Annotated in this window: 17 protein-coding genes; 14 read left to right on the top strand and 3 right to left on the bottom strand. The window is 44.5% G+C overall.

Annotated elements, in window-relative coordinates; all coding sequences use genetic code 11:
- Position 1 precedes the first annotated feature (1 nt).
- From soxA to AC4JOV_RS10890, 10 genes are all read left to right on the top strand, one after another.
- A complete protein-coding gene (gene soxA / locus AC4JOV_RS10935; protein WP_229937553.1) occupies positions 2-766 on the top strand; it encodes a sulfur oxidation c-type cytochrome SoxA in 765 nt (254 codons plus the stop codon).
- A gap of 13 nt (positions 767-779) precedes the next feature.
- Positions 780-2,552: a thiosulfohydrolase SoxB gene (soxB, locus tag AC4JOV_RS10930; protein WP_229937554.1), complete on the top strand. Its 1,773-nt coding sequence runs from the start codon at positions 780-782 to the stop codon at positions 2,550-2,552.
- A gap of 157 nt (positions 2,553-2,709) precedes the next feature.
- Complete coding sequence (locus tag AC4JOV_RS10925; protein ID WP_229937555.1) at positions 2,710-4,239, top strand: OprD family porin; 1,530 nt, start codon at positions 2,710-2,712, stop codon at positions 4,237-4,239.
- A 9-nt stretch (positions 4,240-4,248) separates the two neighbouring features.
- Complete coding sequence (locus tag AC4JOV_RS10920) at positions 4,249-5,187, top strand: MBL fold metallo-hydrolase (RefSeq protein WP_229937556.1); 939 nt, start codon at positions 4,249-4,251, stop codon at positions 5,185-5,187.
- Between the two features lies 1 nt (position 5,188).
- Entirely contained in the window at positions 5,189-5,983 is a 795-nt protein-coding gene (locus AC4JOV_RS10915) for a thioredoxin family protein (protein WP_229937557.1), read from the top strand.
- On the top strand, positions 5,983-6,429 hold the full coding sequence (locus AC4JOV_RS10910) for a DsrE family protein (protein ID WP_229937558.1): 447 nt from the start codon (positions 5,983-5,985) through the stop codon (positions 6,427-6,429). Before AC4JOV_RS10915 ends, AC4JOV_RS10910 begins: the two co-directional genes overlap by 1 nt.
- 25 nt (positions 6,430-6,454) lie before the next feature.
- Positions 6,455-7,381 (top strand): DUF302 domain-containing protein, encoded by a 927-nt coding sequence (locus tag AC4JOV_RS10905; RefSeq protein WP_229937559.1) that lies wholly within the window; start codon positions 6,455-6,457, stop codon positions 7,379-7,381.
- A 3-nt stretch (positions 7,382-7,384) separates the two neighbouring features.
- A complete protein-coding gene (locus AC4JOV_RS10900; RefSeq protein ID WP_229937560.1) occupies positions 7,385-7,834 on the top strand; it encodes a DsrE family protein in 450 nt (149 codons plus the stop codon).
- Between the two features lie 88 nt (positions 7,835-7,922).
- Positions 7,923-8,558, top strand: coding sequence for a M15 family metallopeptidase (locus tag AC4JOV_RS10895; protein WP_229937561.1), 636 nt, complete (start codon positions 7,923-7,925; stop codon positions 8,556-8,558).
- Between the two features lie 52 nt (positions 8,559-8,610).
- Entirely contained in the window at positions 8,611-9,333 is a 723-nt protein-coding gene (locus AC4JOV_RS10890) for a hypothetical protein (protein WP_229937562.1), read from the top strand.
- 465 nt (positions 9,334-9,798) lie between these two features.
- Here the strand turns inward: AC4JOV_RS10890 and AC4JOV_RS10885 are convergent, their stop codons facing one another.
- Positions 9,799-10,656: an SPFH domain-containing protein gene (locus AC4JOV_RS10885; RefSeq protein WP_229937563.1), complete on the bottom strand. Its 858-nt coding sequence runs from the start codon at positions 10,654-10,656 to the stop codon at positions 9,799-9,801.
- Positions 10,657-10,676: 20 nt separating this feature from the next.
- A complete protein-coding gene (locus tag AC4JOV_RS10880) occupies positions 10,677-11,132 on the bottom strand; it encodes an NfeD family protein (RefSeq protein WP_229937564.1) in 456 nt (151 codons plus the stop codon).
- 236 nt (positions 11,133-11,368) lie between these two features.
- Between AC4JOV_RS10880 and AC4JOV_RS10875 the strand changes: the two genes are divergently transcribed.
- The gene (locus AC4JOV_RS10875; RefSeq protein ID WP_229937565.1) at positions 11,369-11,929 is read left to right on the top strand and encodes a hypothetical protein; all 561 of its coding nucleotides are present in this window, start codon (positions 11,369-11,371) and stop codon (positions 11,927-11,929) included.
- Positions 11,930-11,949: 20 nt separating this feature from the next.
- Here AC4JOV_RS10875 and AC4JOV_RS10870 read toward each other — a convergent pair whose 3' ends face one another.
- Positions 11,950-12,879 carry an RluA family pseudouridine synthase gene (locus tag AC4JOV_RS10870; protein ID WP_229937566.1) on the bottom strand — a complete coding sequence of 310 codons (930 nt, stop codon included), beginning with the start codon at positions 12,877-12,879 and terminating at the stop codon, positions 11,950-11,952.
- Between the two features lie 95 nt (positions 12,880-12,974).
- On the opposite strand from AC4JOV_RS10870, the gene ilvC reads away from it, so the two are divergent.
- The 3 genes from ilvC (at position 12,975) to AC4JOV_RS10855 (ending at position 17,134) form a co-directional block, all read left to right on the top strand.
- Complete coding sequence (gene ilvC, locus AC4JOV_RS10865; protein WP_229937567.1) at positions 12,975-14,003, top strand: ketol-acid reductoisomerase; 1,029 nt, start codon at positions 12,975-12,977, stop codon at positions 14,001-14,003.
- A gap of 651 nt (positions 14,004-14,654) precedes the next feature.
- Positions 14,655-15,803 carry a divergent polysaccharide deacetylase family protein gene (locus AC4JOV_RS10860; protein WP_229937568.1) on the top strand — a complete coding sequence of 383 codons (1,149 nt, stop codon included), beginning with the start codon at positions 14,655-14,657 and terminating at the stop codon, positions 15,801-15,803.
- Positions 15,800-17,134: an SLC13 family permease gene (locus AC4JOV_RS10855; RefSeq protein ID WP_229937569.1), complete on the top strand. Its 1,335-nt coding sequence runs from the start codon at positions 15,800-15,802 to the stop codon at positions 17,132-17,134. Before AC4JOV_RS10860 ends, AC4JOV_RS10855 begins: the two co-directional genes overlap by 4 nt.
- Positions 17,135-17,150: the final 16 nt, after the last annotated feature.

Raw genomic sequence — 17,150 nt, 5'->3', positions numbered from 1 at the left:
GATGAAAAGAGTAGTAGTATCCGTAGCGCTTGCATTGACGATGGCAACTGCCGGCGAGCAGTTTGCGATGAGTGATGCAGACAGGGCAATGTACGAGGAGATGCTTGAAAACAATCCCGCTGATATCTTTGTAGAAGAGGGTGGAGAGATCTTTGAAGAGGAGCTTGGCGGTGAAGCGGCACTGGCAAAGTTCCTTGGAATCAAAGAGAATGAATTGCCGAAATATATTGCAGGTTTTCCAAGATATATAGAGAAGCTGGGAAATGTTGTCGGAGTAGACCAGGTTCTGCAGGCGATGATGGTAGAGCAAGGCAAAGAGAAGATCAAACTGAAAGATGCGAAGATGTTCTCTCTGCTTGCGTATGTGAAATCTTTGGCTAACGATGAGCAGTTCAACATAGATATCAATGCCAATGCGCATATGAAAGCCTCTTATGCACTTGGTGAGAAGACCTTTATGACCGCAAGAGGCGGCAGAGGACTCTCATGTAACAGCTGTCACAGTAAAGATATCGTAGGTATGGTGCTTAGAACACAGCCTCTCCCTGATCTTGGAGAAGCGGGAGCAGGTGCAACATGGCCGGCATACCGTATGACAAAATCGAGTCTTAGAACACTGCAGAGAAGATTTCAGGGATGTATGAAGAATGCACTTCTGGCTGTGCTTCCGATCGGTTCTAAGGAGATGGTCGGATTGGAACTATATATTTCTAAACTGGCTCAAGATAAGCAAAAAGCCATTGCCATTCCAGGGCTAAAACGATAAAGGAGCAGTTGTAATGGATATTAATAGACGAGATTTTCTTCAAATTGCTGCTGCACTGGGACTCCTGGGAGCAGCCGGCGGGACAAACCTCTTTGCAGGTGAAGCAGGGAAAGAGCGTATTAAAAATATGACCTTTTCGGACATTGTCTCTTTTGAGCCGAAAGGAAAGGCGACACTGCTGCATATCTGTGATATGCATGCCCATCTCAAGCCGCTCTACTGGAGAGAACCATCTACACTGATCTCTGCGGACAATCTTGTGGGAACACCGGGTTTCATCTGCGGTGAGTCATTTGAGAAGTATTACGGTATTGAGCCCGGAACACTGGATCAGTATTTTGATACGCACAGCAACTTTGAAGCATTGGCTAAGAAATTCGGAAAGATGGGTGGTATCGCCCATATGAAAACGGTGATAGACCATGTGAGAAAAGAGAGAGGTAACGAGAATGTACTTCTGCTTGACAGCGGTGATACCTGGCAGGGAACGGCAGTAGCACTGAAGACAGGCGGTGAAGCGATCGTTGATGCACAGAACTATCTGGGTGTTGATGTGATGGTAGGTCACTGGGAGTTTACGTACGGTAAAGAGCGAGTGGCGGAACTGATCGAGATGCTCAAGGCTGATTTCATCTCTCAAAACGTGATCGATAACGATCCTTTCTCCGAAAACTTTGAAGAGCTGATCTTCCCTCCCTATACGATCAAAGAGATCGGCGGAGCAAAGATCGGTATCATCGGGCAGTCATTCCCGTTCACATCAACGGCGAATCCGAAACGTTTCACCGAAGGGTGGAGTTTCGCGCTGCGTCATGAGACGCTCCAGGAGTACGTGAATGAACTGAAAAATGAGAAGAAAGTAGATGCGGTAGTCGTACTCAGCCATGACGGATTCTCTGTGGACCAGGAGCTGGCGAAGAAGGTAAACGGCGTGGACTTTATCCTGAGCGGACACACTCACGATCCTAGTCCCGAACCGATCATTATCAATGATACGGTGATCCTGATCGCAGGTAGCCATGGTAAATATGTCGGACGTTTGGATATAGAGGTAAAAGATAAAAAAGTGGTGGACTACAACTTCAAGTTGATCCCTGTCGCTTCCAATATCATCCCGGCAGACAAAGCGGGTGAAGCACTCGTAGAGAAGTGGTATAAGCCGTATGAAGCTGAACTCAATGAAGTGCTTGGTACGACGAAAGGACTACTCTATAAGAGAGATACCTTCTACTCGACCTTTGATGCATTGATCGGTCAGGCGATCCAGGAGAAGATGAAAAGTGATATCGTCTTTACTCCGGGATACCGTTGGGGTACCACACTGATCCCCGGTGACAAGATCCTGAAAGATAATGTCTATGAGATGACGGCGATCACCTATCCGGAGGTCTATACCTTTGACCTGAAAGGTTCTGTCATTGCAAAACTGATGGAAGATATCGCTGACAATGTTTTCAATGCAAATCCGCTCCTGCAGCAGGGTGGGGATATGAGTCGTTTGACCGGTGCAAGCTACTCCATCAAGATCTCTGAAAAGTCAGGGAAAAGGATTTCGGACTTTATGATCGGCGGTAAACCGATTGATCTGAATAAAACCTACCGTGTCTCTTCATGGGGCGGAAACCTGCAGAATGCAGGGGAGAACCTCGCGAAAGAGACACCGGCTGTATATGACGTGGTGAGCGATTATATCAGAAAGCAAAAAGTGATTGATATCAGTATGGAGTCCAATGTGAAAGTGTTGGATTATGCATGCGGATGTCCGCAAAAAGGTGCCAAGTGCTAGAGTGAAACAAAACCCGTGCCTCGTCTCTATTCATGTTGTCTCTTCTGTCCAAAAAACAATGAAGAGCCGGGGCACACTAAAGGTGTAATCAAAAGATTACAAATCGTAGTATAGCAGATGAGGGAACAGGCTATTACATAAAACACGAGGAAAAGTAATGAAAAAAATCGGGATGAGTATTTTAGCAGCAACTGCATTGGCGTCTACTATGGCAATGGCCGGAGGGGATATAGAACCGGCTAAGGCTGAGGTAAGCGCGAAGAAGGGTGAAGTTGTCAAAAGAAAGCTCAAAGGGAATATGGTTGTTGAATACAATGTATTGCCGGGAAGCACGGAGAGTCTCACAGGTATGTTCCAGGACGGTATCTTCTATGGCCGTCTAAGATCCAACTCATTTTACTGGGACTGGGATGATGAAGATTATGATACCGGCGGTAAGAGAAAAGATAATAAAAACATGGGGGTCGGCGGAAGCTTGATCTTCAAATCAGCCGTATTGAACGGTTTCAGCTTCACTGCAGGGTACTACGGTTCATTGAACCCTGGATTCTGGAGAATGGATGAAGATGAAGTCGGGTATGCAAAATCAGGTAAAGATACTTTTAGCCGATATAATGTGTCCAAAACAGGAAGCTATGGTGGCGGTATGCATGTACTGGGGCAAGCCTATCTGGAGTATAAAAACAGTATGTTTGATATCAAAGCGGGTCGTCAGCTCTTCGAATCGGTATTTACCGCATCAAACGATACGAAAATGATCCCCAATACCTTTGACGGTGTAACTGTCGCAGCCAAAGTTGCAGATAAAACAACGGCTAGAGTTGCATACTTCGCAAAACAAAAACTCAGAGACCATACTTCATCACATGATGTAGTGACGTTTAATACCGCAGAAGGTGATAAATGGAACAACAACGATGATTCCGCGATTCATAAAGGATTGAATTATGATGCATTTATCGCTGCAGGTGAAGATCCGGATCATGAACTGATCGTTGCTGATCTCAAAACAAAGATCATCCCTAACCTGGATGCAACGCTCTCTGTCCTGAGTGTACCGGGTGTGGTGAAGGATATCGTAGCAGAGGCACACTATACCGTACCGATGGATAACGGATGGGCGGTGAGACCGGGATTCAGATACTTCTATCAGATGGATGACGGTGCAGGTGCGGTTAACCTGGAGAATCCGGAACCTTACAACCTTGCAGGTAAATCGATGGACGGATACTCGGATGGTGCCAAAACCTCATTGGATAGTAGTCTTTTTGCCGCAAGAGTTGATATGTTGATGCCGGAGAAAAAAGGTTTCTTCAGACTCGGATATTCACAGATCGCTGATGAAGCAGATATCCTGGCGCCATGGAGAGGATTCCCTACCGGCGGGTTTACCAGAGCGATGGCACAGTATAACTGGTATGCAAATACCAAAACATACATGGCCAGAGCAGCCTATAATTTCACACCGAAATTCAACGCAAGTTTGAGATATGCCGTTCAGGACTTTGATGATGATAAGTCAGGTGTACAGGCTGACAGCACTATTTGGCACCTGGATACCGTCTACAAGTTCACACCGAACTTCTATATGAAAACGCGTGTCGGTCTGGTAGATGCCGATACTGATTCGGGTAAATCTGACGTATCGTACAACGAGTACCGTTTAGAGTTTAACTATCTATTCTAGGAGCATAAGATGAGAGGATTTGGACTGTTTTTATTGACGTTGGTTTCTCTGGAGGCATTTGATTATCACTTGATTCCCCAAAAAGTAACGGAAGATATCTACTGCTTTTTTGGTAAACCTGAAATGATCACCAAAGAGAATGGCGGGAACATGGTGAACTCCTGTTTTGTAAAAACAGAAGAGAGCTATGTGGTTGTCGATAGCGGTCCAACCCATGAGTATGCCAAGCAGGCATATGAAGCGATGCAGAAAATCGCTTCACTGCCTGTAAAATATGTGATCACGACACATACACATGATGACCACTGGCTGGGAAACAGCTTTTATAAACAACAAGGTGCTTTACTCATAGGCCCAAGGGAGTATGAGCAGAGTATCGCTGGAAAAGCCTACAGTATGAAACCTGAGCAGACCCGTATTTCACAGATCGTCTCCAAAGATGCTTTTAAAGGTACCGAGATTGTGCCACTTGATCAGTTGGTGGGGCAGAGCCTCTACAAGTTTAAAGAGGGCGGCGTTGATTTCGAGATCAAACAGCTGGTACCAAAAGCACATACCACAAGCGACCTGATCGTCTTTTTGCCGCAAAAGAGAGCAGTTTTTACAGGAGACCTGGTCTTTAATGACAGGTTGACCTCGATGAGGGACGGCTCTATTATCGGTAATCTCAAAGCGATAGAGATCCTTGAAGCACTGGATGCGGATACGATCATCACGGGACACGGCAGACGTACGGACAGAGATGCGACAGTACATCAGAAAGCGTATCAGCGTGAAATGAAAGAGAAAGTGCTTGAAGCGATCGATGAAGGAGTAGGGATGGAGAGGATCACAGAAACGGTTCCGATGGAAAAGTACAAGAATGACGCGATGTATAAAGCACTGCATAAACGAAATGTACTTGATGCCTACTCGGAACTTGAAATGTATGAAGAGGAGGATGAGTAGCATGAAAAATGTGATAAGTTTTTTTCTTCTTCTGTCGTCATGGATATATGCGGTTGAGGGGAAGCATGTCTATGAACAAAAGTGTGCTTCCTGTCATGCACTCTATATCCCGATGAGCACATTGGAAAAAAACTTTATGGAGATGGATAACAGGCTGCTGCAGCTGAAAGCACCGACAATGAATCAAATCGTCTATAGGCTCAAGTCCCGTATCGGGGATCCTAGCGGTGATGAGGATATGCACCGTATGGAGATAGAGAGTTTTTTAGCGGAGTATTTTAACACCCCTGATAGAGAAAAAAGTGTCTGTCTTCCCGATATTTTAACCTATTTTGAGACGATGCCGAGTATGAAAGGTCAGTTAAGTGAAGAGGAGTTTGAAGCGATCGTCTCCTTTCTCTATGACTATGACCCGAAAGCGTATCAGGAAAAAGTACTTCACTATGATGCATTTGAAGAGGCTTCCATCAAGGCTTTAGCCGAGGATAAAATGATCATGATCTTCTACACCGCAGCGCATTGCCGTTACTGCAAGAAGATGGAGAGAGAAGTATTGAGTGACAGTGATGTTATCGCTGCACTTGAAAAAGAGTTCGTCTCTGTGAAGATAGATGTGGAGAGGGAGAAGAATCCTCTGGATTTTACGCCTACGATGACACCGACCTTCCTCTTTTTGTCTCCGGAGCAAAAACAGCTCTACCGGGTACCCGGTTCCTGGGTAAAAGAGGATTTCCTGGAGATACTCAGAGAAGCAAAAGAGAAGTATAGCCAAACGCTAAAGAAAGGAGCAGAGTAATGAAAAAGATCTGGATGATACTGCTTGTGGCAGTCAGTTTTTTGATCTCAGATACGGAGTTTGCAGACCCGAAACCCAGTATTGAAAATCCAAGACAGTTTGTCTTCCCCATTACCAGTGATGATGAGTATGAGATATCACATGTACTCTCATCGGCCAGCAATGTCATGAAGTTTTACGGTCCGGAGAAGTGTGAAGTGGCGATCGTCTGTTACTCAAAAGGGATCAAAGCGGTGATGAAGGAGGCAAACTTTTTTGACAAGACACTTCAGAAACGGTTGAAGTCTCTGATGACCTATGATGTTGAGTTTATTGCCTGCGGCAATACGATGAAAACCTACAACATCGACAAAAAAGAGCTCTTGGACGGCGTAGATGTGGTCACAGCTGGGATCGTTGAACTGATAGAGCGTCAGATAGGCGGATGGATCTATATACGTCCATAATTTTATTTTAATGCAAAGGATAGATATGAAAAATTTATTGAAAAAATTGATGGCCATCATGGTGATGGCAGGAACAGTGGGGTTTGCCCAGGATATTCAGGTCTTTACGGCTGATAACAGCGACGGGAAAATTACACCTAAAACGATAGAAGAGGCATTTAAAAAAGCAGGTTTCTTTGTAGCTGAAAACAGGGATATGAACTTTCCGTTTAAGATACAGTTTAAAGAGACCTCTTTTGATGTCTATAATCTCTTTACCTTCTACAGCAAACCAGATACATTGACATTGGCAAAAGAGTATCCTCAGATCGGCCTTTTTGCACCGCTCAGTATGTCAATCTATACAAAAAAAGGTGAAAAAACCATCTCTGTCTCTACACTTACGACAGAAGCTCTGGCAACGATTCTTGAGATTCCAAAAGAGGATAAGACACTTATCAAAATAGGAGAGATGCTGAAAAAAGCATTGAAAACTGCAATGCCGAACGGTAAGTTCGTGAAACTGCCGTACGAAGTGAAACCACTGAAAGGCGAGCGTGTGACCCGTTTTGAGATGGAGATAGACCCGGATGAGTGGGAAGACGTTAAAGATGAGTTTCAGATGCTCTTTGAGGGTGAACTGGCACCGAATGGATTTGTCATGGCAGGGTTCAGTGATCTGAACTACGATTTTGAAGAGAAGGGTTACGAAGGATTCAACTTTTATGATGTCTACTCGATCTGTAAACTGCCTGTGATCTATACGGTGGCAAAAACGAGACCTGAGGCAGGAGCGTTTGCACCATGTTCACTCTATCTCTATATGAAAAAAGGTGAAGAGAAGATGCATATCGCTTACCCTTCTGTCTATAACTGGATCAGTGCGATGGGGATCGATGACAAGGCATCTCTTGAAGAGCTGAACGATGCACAGAAAAGAATGGAAAAGATCCTCTCCGGACTGATGGAGTAAGAGATGTTTAGATCTATCGCACACTTTATCCTGATCGTGATGACGCTCGGTTTCTCTTCTGTCCTTCAGGCTGAAGAGAATGGTATGGAAAAGAAGGTTGTCTATGATCTGAAAACCGGAGATATAGAGACACTTGAGCGTGTACTCGTCTCAGGAGTGATGAGAAACAGTGTCTATTATCAAAACAAGCTCCAGGAGCTTAAGGTCAAAGTGGTGATACATGGCGACAGCTACAAGTTTTTCCAGAAAGAGAGTCAGATGACAGAGCTGGGGAAAAAACTGAAAACCCTGCATGAGAGTTATGGCGTGGAGTTTGAGATCTGCAAAGTGGGTATGAAAAAAAGAGATATCTCAGAGCAAAGTCTCTATCCCTTTGTCACCGTGGTCCCCAATGCAAGCCTTGCACTGATCGATGCACAAAACGAGGGGTATGCCTATCTCCCTCTGCACTAAGGTGTTTAAGGCCAACGGCCTTAACCTTCTTACTGACAAAAAATAATACAATCAATCAACCGCTTATCCATTTTGCTATAATTAACGTATGCAGAAGATCATTTTATTTTTTACCATTTTAACGATAGGTGTATGGGCTGACTATCAAGGAAGCATCTCGACGATCACGCCGGAGATCAAACAGCGTATGATCAAGGGAAACTCTTATAGAAGAGTGTGTCCCGTAGGCTTGGATGATCTCCGGTATCTGCGTATCAAACATAAAAACTTTACCGGCAAAGAGGAGTGGGGTGAGCTGATCGTTCATAAAGAGGTGGCAGATGAGGTTATGATGATATTTGAAGCGCTCTATGAGGCTGACTATCCCATCTACCAGATGAGACTGGTGAGTGACTATAAGGGCAGCGACTGGCACTCCATCGAAGCAGATAACACCTCAGGGTTTAACTGCCGCAGGGCCACGGGAAGTAAGAAGTGGTCAAAACACAGCTACGGCAAGGCGATCGATATCAACCCGATAGAAAACCCCTATATCTCCAGAAACGGACGCATCAGCCATAAAGCATCGTTACTCTATAGAAAAAGGGTGCATAAAGAGAAGAGTGCTGCCGACAGAGCCGTACTGCTGCCTACAGACAAAGCGGTAAGGATCTTTAAAAAGTACGGTTGGAAGTGGGGCGGTGACTGGAGCGGAGTGAAGGATTATCAGCACTTTAGTAAATAATTTTTTGGGTGACTCTTGCTCACAAAGATAGACAAAAAAAGAGGGGAAGCGTTTGTTCATTAAACTTTTTAATCTTATTTTACTCGTGACACTGATGCTTACTGCAGATTCTTTGGTCATTGATGATACCTTCATCGATACAACACCGTTAAGTAACTCATATAGTGATTATTCAGGTTATCATACAGTAATTGAGAGTGACAAATCCAATAGTTTGATATTTGAAAAAGAGAATAGTTATTTTTGGTGGGCTATGATGGTGTTATTTTTAGGATTGAGCCTCTCTCTTAAATTTATCGGGTTTGCAAAAGTTGATACAACACGGGATAACAAAATACTCAGCCCGTCAATTTCTACAATATTTCATGAGATCAAAAGTCAAAAACTTTTAACCCCGGAACCTATGAGAATAGAAGCATTGATGATAACCGTGATAGGTATAGTGATATTATTTAAGTTTATAAACAGCTGGAATAACCATGAAAGATTAATATTTGATGATAAAAATAAATATTTTTATCATCAAGATATATCAGCTTCCGGAGAAGTAGAGATTTTAAAGAGTATCCCCTTTGATGAGATAAGAACGATACAGTATTTGACATATGATGAAAGGGGAGAGAAGTTTTATAATTTTGAGTTGAACCTCGTATTAGAAAACAGTGAACGTATTCATTTATTTGCGATGCAAAATCAAGACGAAATGTTGCTCAAGTCATTACTGGTATCTAATGCGCTGCAAAAAGATATGATGAAGCAGGTCTATAAAGATTGAAACAAAGTTGGAACCACTCACGCTGTAAGTGGTGACTTCACTAAAGTAGTGTTTTAAAATTATTTTTTCTTTTTTTCATTACGTCTTTTTTCTGGAAGAGTGGATCCCCTGATGATCTCTTTTTTTGTAGCGTTTATAATGGATTGAATTTCACTCGTGTTGGTAACGGTTTTTTCTTCGTTAGCACGTGAAACGAGGTGTTGTTTGAGTAAAACAGAAGAAGTGTGTAGGTCGGGGTGCCCTCACCCCGACACCATTGATAGTGCCTTCATAAAAGGTAGGTGTCGGGATAAGGGTATCCCCGACCTACAGATATCGGAGGTGATCATCTGCCGCTTGTTTGTATTCTCAAGAGTGATGAAATGAGGGTAATTTTTTGTCTAGGAGACAATGAAAGAGTTCACGGAAGTGGAGGCTTTAGCCCCACCTACAAACGTGAAGCAGTTCTCATTTACTTCACGCTTCTCACTTTTTAAAAACACTCCCGAGCATCCCTTTGATCGCTCCCTGCAGGTCGGCAGGGTAGACGACAAATTTGGCATTCTGGCTCTTGCTCATCTCTTCAAGAGTACTGATGTATCGGTCACCCAGCAGGAACATGGCCGGAAGTTCGTTGTCTTTGATGTTTTGGGTGATGATATTGATCGCTTCGCCCGAGGCATTGGCAAGGGCGATCTGTGCCTGTGCCTCTCTTTTGGCCGCTTCTAGTTTACCGTCTGCTTCGAGGATAGCGGCATTTTTGTTCCCCTCTGCGGTGGTTTCGATCGCACGTCTTTCACGCTCGGCTGCTGCCTGTCTCTCCATTGAGTCCTGCATCGACTCACTCGGGTTGATATCCTGTATCTCTACGGACTTGACGGTGACACCCCAGTCTGCCACATCATCGATGATGGAGTCTTTGAGCTTGGTTTTGATATGTTCACGGTTGGAGAGTGCTTCATCCAGGTCCATCTCACCCAGGATCGAACGTAGGGTGGTCATCACAAGCTGCTGGATCGCTGTACGGAAATCTTCGATACCGTAGATCGCATCACGGGGGTTGGTGACACGTGCGAAGGTGACGGCGTTGGTGTGTATGACGGCATTGTCTTTGGTGATCACCTCCTGTTCAGGGATATCAAGGATGAGGTCACGGGTGGAGACACGCTCACGGATGGACTCGATATAAGGGATGATGAGGTTGAGGCCGGGGGTGAGTGTACGGCTGAATTTTCCCAGTCTCTCTACGACCCACTCTTCACCCTGGGGCACGATATTGATACCCTTATAGAGTGTAACGATGACTAAAACAGCAAGTATGACAAGTATATTGAGTGCTTCCATGATCTTCTCCTTTAAAGGTTTTACACCGGTTCGACTTCGATGAGCTGTCCATTGATCTGTACGATCTTAACACGTGTATCTTCGGCGATCTTGACTTTGGCTGTGGCATGCCACGTTGTGTTTCCCAGCACGGGCGAATCAAACTTTACCTTGCCTCTGCTGTGGGGTTCTATCTCTTCGAGTACATTTCCCTGTGTATCAAGGCGGTAGTTTGACTGACCGCTGTCGGTCTGATGCGGTTCCCGGATCCATTTGAACCATGCAGCGATAGAGAGCAGAGAGAGGATGATCCAGATAAACAGCTCGGTATTGAAACTTGTACCAAGGAGCATATCTATGACCCCGACAAGTATGGCTGCCACACCCAGCCCCAGTATAAAGAATGTTCCAAGGTTCATCTCTATGATCAAGAGGATAATCCCCAGGATAATCCAGTGCCACCAGAGCATAGAGTCGTTTAAGAATGTGATCATCATTTTTCTCCTCTTTGTCTCAATTATAGCATAATAGGATCAGATGATAATCACTTTTTATCTCAAACTATTTGTCTGTAGAATCTTTATGGATCTGCAAGATGGCTGTGCCAAAGTCATCATTTTAGGAAACTATACTGGGTCTAAAGATTAATTGATTAAAAAATAATCTATTGGTTTGTAGCACGAGAATGATTTAGGATTATAATAGCAAAAAATATCAACTATAAGGATCTCTCGTGAGTGCGAAAGAAAAAAGTTTAAATAGACTCTATAAAGCAAGAGTTGCTCATCTTAAGTGGGTCAATACCATTAAACTCCTTGTCTCAGGCTTCAAGGTGGATCAGAGTCATTTAACGCTGCCGATCATTCAGGATTCAGAGATTGGCAGATGGTACTACAATGAAGCGATTCAGTTCGCACAGTTTAGGAGCCAAAGTGTGCTTGTAGAGATGGAGACACTGTTGGAAGAGATGTTCAATATCTATACAAAGATCTATGAGATATACTTCACACATAAACAGAGTACGTTTAAAACTCTTCTAGGCATAAAAAACCATACGGTAAATAGACATGAGATGGAGTTGGCGGGACGGTATTATGAGGATATTGTGAAACTCTCGGATGAGTTTAAAGGCAAGCTGCATACCCTGGAGAGACAGCTTTTGGCAATGCAGGAGAATGAACATGCATTGGTGAGCCATTTTGAGATGGAAGAAGAGACAGCGGTAAAACCGAAAAAAAATGTTCCATCGGTAGAAGAGGAGGGCAACTACTCCTACGGTCCACGGTCACGTTAGCGTACCGATTAGCGTACCGATCAGGTGAGTGACTTCAGCAGAGTTTGGAGCTCGGGTGCCAAAGGGGCTTCAAACGCATAGGCTCTATCGCCTATCTTAAATGAGAGAGAGCTGGCATGTAAAAAAAGTCTCGTTGAGTGATGCTGTTTGGCAAAATATCGGTTTTGTTTTTCCTCCCCATATTTTTCATCACCGATGATAGGATGTCCGAGATAGGCGAGCTGAGTACGGATCTGGTGCATACGCCCTGTGAGTATCTGGACATCCATAAGCGTGGCCTCTTTGTAGTGTGTGAGAGGTGTGAAAATACTCGTTGACTCTTTCCCCTCTTCACTGACCTGCACTTTCCGGGCTCTGTTTTGTTTGCGTTCGAGTGTGTGGGTGATCCTCTGTTTCCCTGCTTGCCACTCTCCTGAGACCAGGGTAGTGTAGTGCTTTTCGATCTGATGCGCTTCTCTGAGAAGGGTGTGGAGATGTTGGAGCATATTTCTGCTCTTGGCGATAAGGAGTATACCGCTGGTTTCCATATCAAGTCTGTGAACCAGTTCGAGATACTCCAGATCAGAGCGGAGCTGGCGAAGTATCTCGATGAGTCCCAGCTCTGAATGGCTTCCTCCGTGTACGGAAATCCCGCTAGGTTTGTTCACTGCAATGAGTGCTTCATCTTCAAAAAGAATGGATTTTTTGATCTGTTTCAACAGGTGGTCCGGTGCTTTGGGAAGCGGTTTTTTCTCTTCCATGGTGACAGGCGGAATACGTACAAGATCATTACTCTGGAGTTTGTATTCCGGTTTGATACGCTTTTTGTTGACCCTCACTTCACCTTTCCGGATGATACGGTATATACGTGTTTTCGGAATGCCTTTGAGGTGTCGGAGAAGGAAGTTGTCGATACGTTGGCCTGCGTCATGTTCGGTTATGGTATGAAAAGTCACTTTGGTTTGCTGCATAAAGCGGATTATAGCAAAACCGGGGTTATAAGCTACATTTCGATATAATCGCGAAAATTTTTTAGCTAAATAATTAAATAATGAAGGATTTAACAATGGCAGAACAATTAAATGTTTACTATGACAAAGACTGTGATCTTAGTATCATAAAATCTAAAACTGTTGCAATGATCGGTTTCGGATCTCAGGGACACGCACACGCTGAAAACCTTAGAGACTCTGGTGTAGAAGTAGTGATCGGTCTTAGAAAAGGCGGAAGCTCTTGGGATAAAGCGGCAGCAAAAGGGTTTGAAGTACTTACAGTAGAAGAGGCATCTGCTAAAGGTGATGTTGTTATGATCCTTCTTCCGGATGAAAACCAAAAAGAGATCTATGAAGCACAGATCGAGCCAAACCTTAAAGAGGGTGCAACGATCGCATTCGGTCACGGGTTTGCGATCCACTACGGACGTATCCAGCCAAGAGCTGACATCAACGTAATGATGGTTGCTCCAAAAGCTCCGGGTCACACGGTAAGAAGTGAGTTTGTAAGAGGCGGTGGTATCCCAGACCTTATCGCTATCGGTCAAAACCCAAGCGAAAACACAAAAGATGTAGCACTTTCATATGCATCAGCGATCGGTGGTGGTAGAACAGGTATCATCGAAACGACATTCAAAGATGAGACAGAAACTGACCTTTTCGGTGAGCAGGCAGTTCTTTGTGGTGGTGTATCTGCACTGATCCAAGCTGGTTTTGAAACATTGACTGAAGCGGGTTACCCTGCTGAGATGGCATACTTCGAGTGTCTTCACGAGATGAAACTGATCGTAGACCTTATCTTCGAAGGTGGTATCGCAGATATGAGATACTCTATCTCTAACACAGCAGAGTACGGTGACATGGTTTCTGGACCAAGAGTTATCAACGAAGAGTCTAAAGAGGCGATGAGACAAGTACTTAAAGAGATCCAAAACGGTCAATTTGCTAAAGACTTCGTACTTGAAGGTCAAGCAGGTTACCCAAGAATGAACGCTGAGAGACAAAATCTTAAAGAGACGCAACTGGAAAAAACCGGTGCGAGACTACGTGAGATGATGCCGTGGATTAAGGCGAACAAAATCGTAGACCAAGAGACTAACTAGTCTTTTTATCGATTTGCATCCATCTTTGAATGATGGGTGCAGTCACTTACTTATTGTAAGCTCCTTTACTCCAAACATTCAAATCTGAATACAACTCAATAAAAATCTTTATCTATTGTTTTGGTTATTTCACTCTATCTTTGAGGGATGGATTCGGTCAGCTACTTCTCGTAGCCTCCCTTATCCAAACCCTAAAATCTACAGCTCTGGCACTTGCCCTGACCGGAGGGAAGAAATGCCCTTGGGGTGAAATGCCGATACCCCTGTCGCTAAAGCGTAAGTGGGGTAAAAGTAACCAAAAATCTTGCGTTAGTTTGTTTTATTGTAAGCTCCTTTACTCCAAACATTCCTTGTGCTTGCACTCTCTGTGAGAAACCTGAATACAACTCAATAAAAACTTGGCTTTGTTTACATTGTAAAAAATATAAAATCTACAGAAATTTTTATAAATCACTTGACATACTGATCTAAAACTATTATCGTGCTAAACGCTAAACGCTAAACGCTAAACGCTAAACGCTAAACGCTAAACGCTAAACGCTACTTTTCATTTCTACCCAATTGTCATAATTTTCTTTTCATCCCCGCCAGGATATCGCTCATCAGTTCTTTTTCGATAAAATAAGCAAAAATTGATACAACTGGAAAGATATGGCAAAAGAGAGAAAGCGTAGTCCATTAAAAACAACATCCAAGACAAAAAAAACATCGACCAAACGACGTAGATCCGGCAGCAGGAAAAAGAGTACGTTTAAAAAGGATATGATGATCTTCAGTACCGTGATCGTGATGATTGCTATGGTAGTACTTGGGTACTTCATTGCGAAAAATGAAGCTGCCGTTCAGCCTAATCCAAACGGTTTGCTTCTCAAGAGTGTTTCTGATAATCAGTCACTTTTTGAAAGCCTGAAAAAAGTCAAAGAAGAGAGAGCCCTCAAGGAGGAAAAGAGGGAGGCCGAACTTGCGTTGAAACGCAAAAAGCAACAAGAAGCAGCGCAACGTGAAGCAGCGCAGAAAAAAGCAGCGCTACAGGCTTTAGAGAAGGAGAAGCAACAAAAAGATCTCGAAAAGAAGAAAGTTGTCACTTACCCTGCGGAGGTTGTGAAGGTTGAAGAGGTGATCAGCGTTTCAGAGAAAGAGAAGCCAAAACTCGTGATCATCATCGATGATGTCTCATCAAGGTCCCAGCTTGCCCATATCCGTGCAACCGGGCTGAAACTCACCCCTTCGATATTCCCGCCATACGGACTCTCCCCCTCCAATCACAAGCTCGCAGAAGGCTCAAAACACTATATGATCCATCTTCCTATGGAGTCGGGAAAAGTATTTGATAAACAGGCAAAAACACTGATGATCACAGATACGCCGGAGAGGATGGAGGCAAGGGTCAAAGAGCTGCGGAGGCTTTTCCCCGAGGCACGATTTGTGAACAACCATACCGGTTCGGTCTTTACCAGCCATTATCTCGCCATGGAGAGGCTCTACCATGCACTGATCAAAGAGGAATTTGTTTTTGTTGACAGTCGCACGATCTCCTCTACCAAGGTACCCCAGATCGCCAAAAAATATGCACAGCCTTATATCGCGCGTGATGTTTTTATCGATAATATCCATACGGTTGACGCTATCCATAAGCAGCTTAAACATGCCGTGAATATCGCAAAGAAAAGAGGCTATGCGATCGCGATCGGCCATCCGCATAAGGTGACACTTCAGGCACTCACCAGTGCAAAGATGATTTTGAAAGATGTAGAGGTAGTCTATATCGATGAACTCTACAGAAGAAAGGTGAGTCAATGAGAGGTATTATCATAGCACTTTTGATCGGCCTGCTGTTTTTCGGTCTCTCCTTATGGGCATTTACACTCCAGCATAGTCTGTTGATTGCACTGATCGCATTTCTGGTAGCGCTGTGGACCAGTGAAGCCTTACCCTTAGGTGCTGTTTCTCTGCTGCCTATTGTCCTGTTCCCCGTATTCGGTATCCTCGATGTCAATGAAGTGACACCCAACTACTCCAAGTCGATCATCTTTCTTTTTCTGGGTGGGTTTATGCTGGCGATCGCCCTGGAGAAGATCGATCTGCACAAATATTTCTCTGCAAAACTCTTAAGCTTCTTCCCTAAAACACCGAGGGGTATCATCTATGCATTGGCGATCACCTCTGCTCTTCTCAGCGGGATACTCTCCAACACTACCGTGACACTGATGCTGATGCCTATCGCACTTTTTTTGAGTGAGAATGTCAGGTTGAAGGTCCGTTTTCTGCTGGGAACGGCATATGGTGCGAGTATCGGTGGCGTGCTTACGCCTATCGGGACACCGCCCAACCTGATACTGCTCGGTTTTCTGGAAGAGCATAATCTGCCTGTTTTGGCGTTTGGTGAGTGGATGTATATGATGGCTCCTGTGGTGATAGCGATGCTGCTGATCATTCCCTGGCTGCTTGCACTGGGGGTAGAAAACGAGTCTGTAACGGATGTGCAGCAGGATGTTCCTGAACTGAACAGTGAACAGCGTAGGCTCTACTGGATCATAGGGATTCTTGCCTCGATGCTTATCGCCAATACTTTTCTGAAACAGATCGCAGGTTTTTCACTGGATGAGAAGCTTGTCCTGCTGGGGTTCGGTCTCTTGATGTTTGTCCCCCGAATCGGTTTTCTGGAGTGGGAAGATACGAGAAACCTGCCGTATGAGATCATCTTCCTGTTCGGTGCGGGATTCTCGATCGCTGCTGCATTTACAAATACGGGGCTGGCTGCCGAGATCGCAAACAAACTCTCCTTTATCTCCTCGATCCCTCTCTTCTGGATGTTCGTATCGGTTGCACTGTTTGTCACCTTCTCGACAGAGGTGACAAGCAACACGGCACTCACCTCCATCGCTATCCCGATCTTCTATGAATTTGCAAAAGTGATGCCGCAAAGTGAGGGCACTTTGCTCTTGATGGTCGCAACGGTTGCTGCCAGTTATGCCTTTATGCTTCCTATCGCGACGCCTCCGAATGCGATCGTGATGAGTTCAAGGGTGATCCGTATCAAAGAGATGGCCGGCATAGGATTAAAGCTCAACCTGATCGGGGTGACCGTGCTTTCTGTGATCGCCTATACGATATGGCGGCTTCTGCTTTAGCCAGAAAGTATTGATG

The sequence above is a fragment of the Sulfurovum sp. MH2-6 genome, from assembly GCF_058374785.1.
This window is presented reverse-complemented; position numbering and strand designations above follow the sequence as displayed.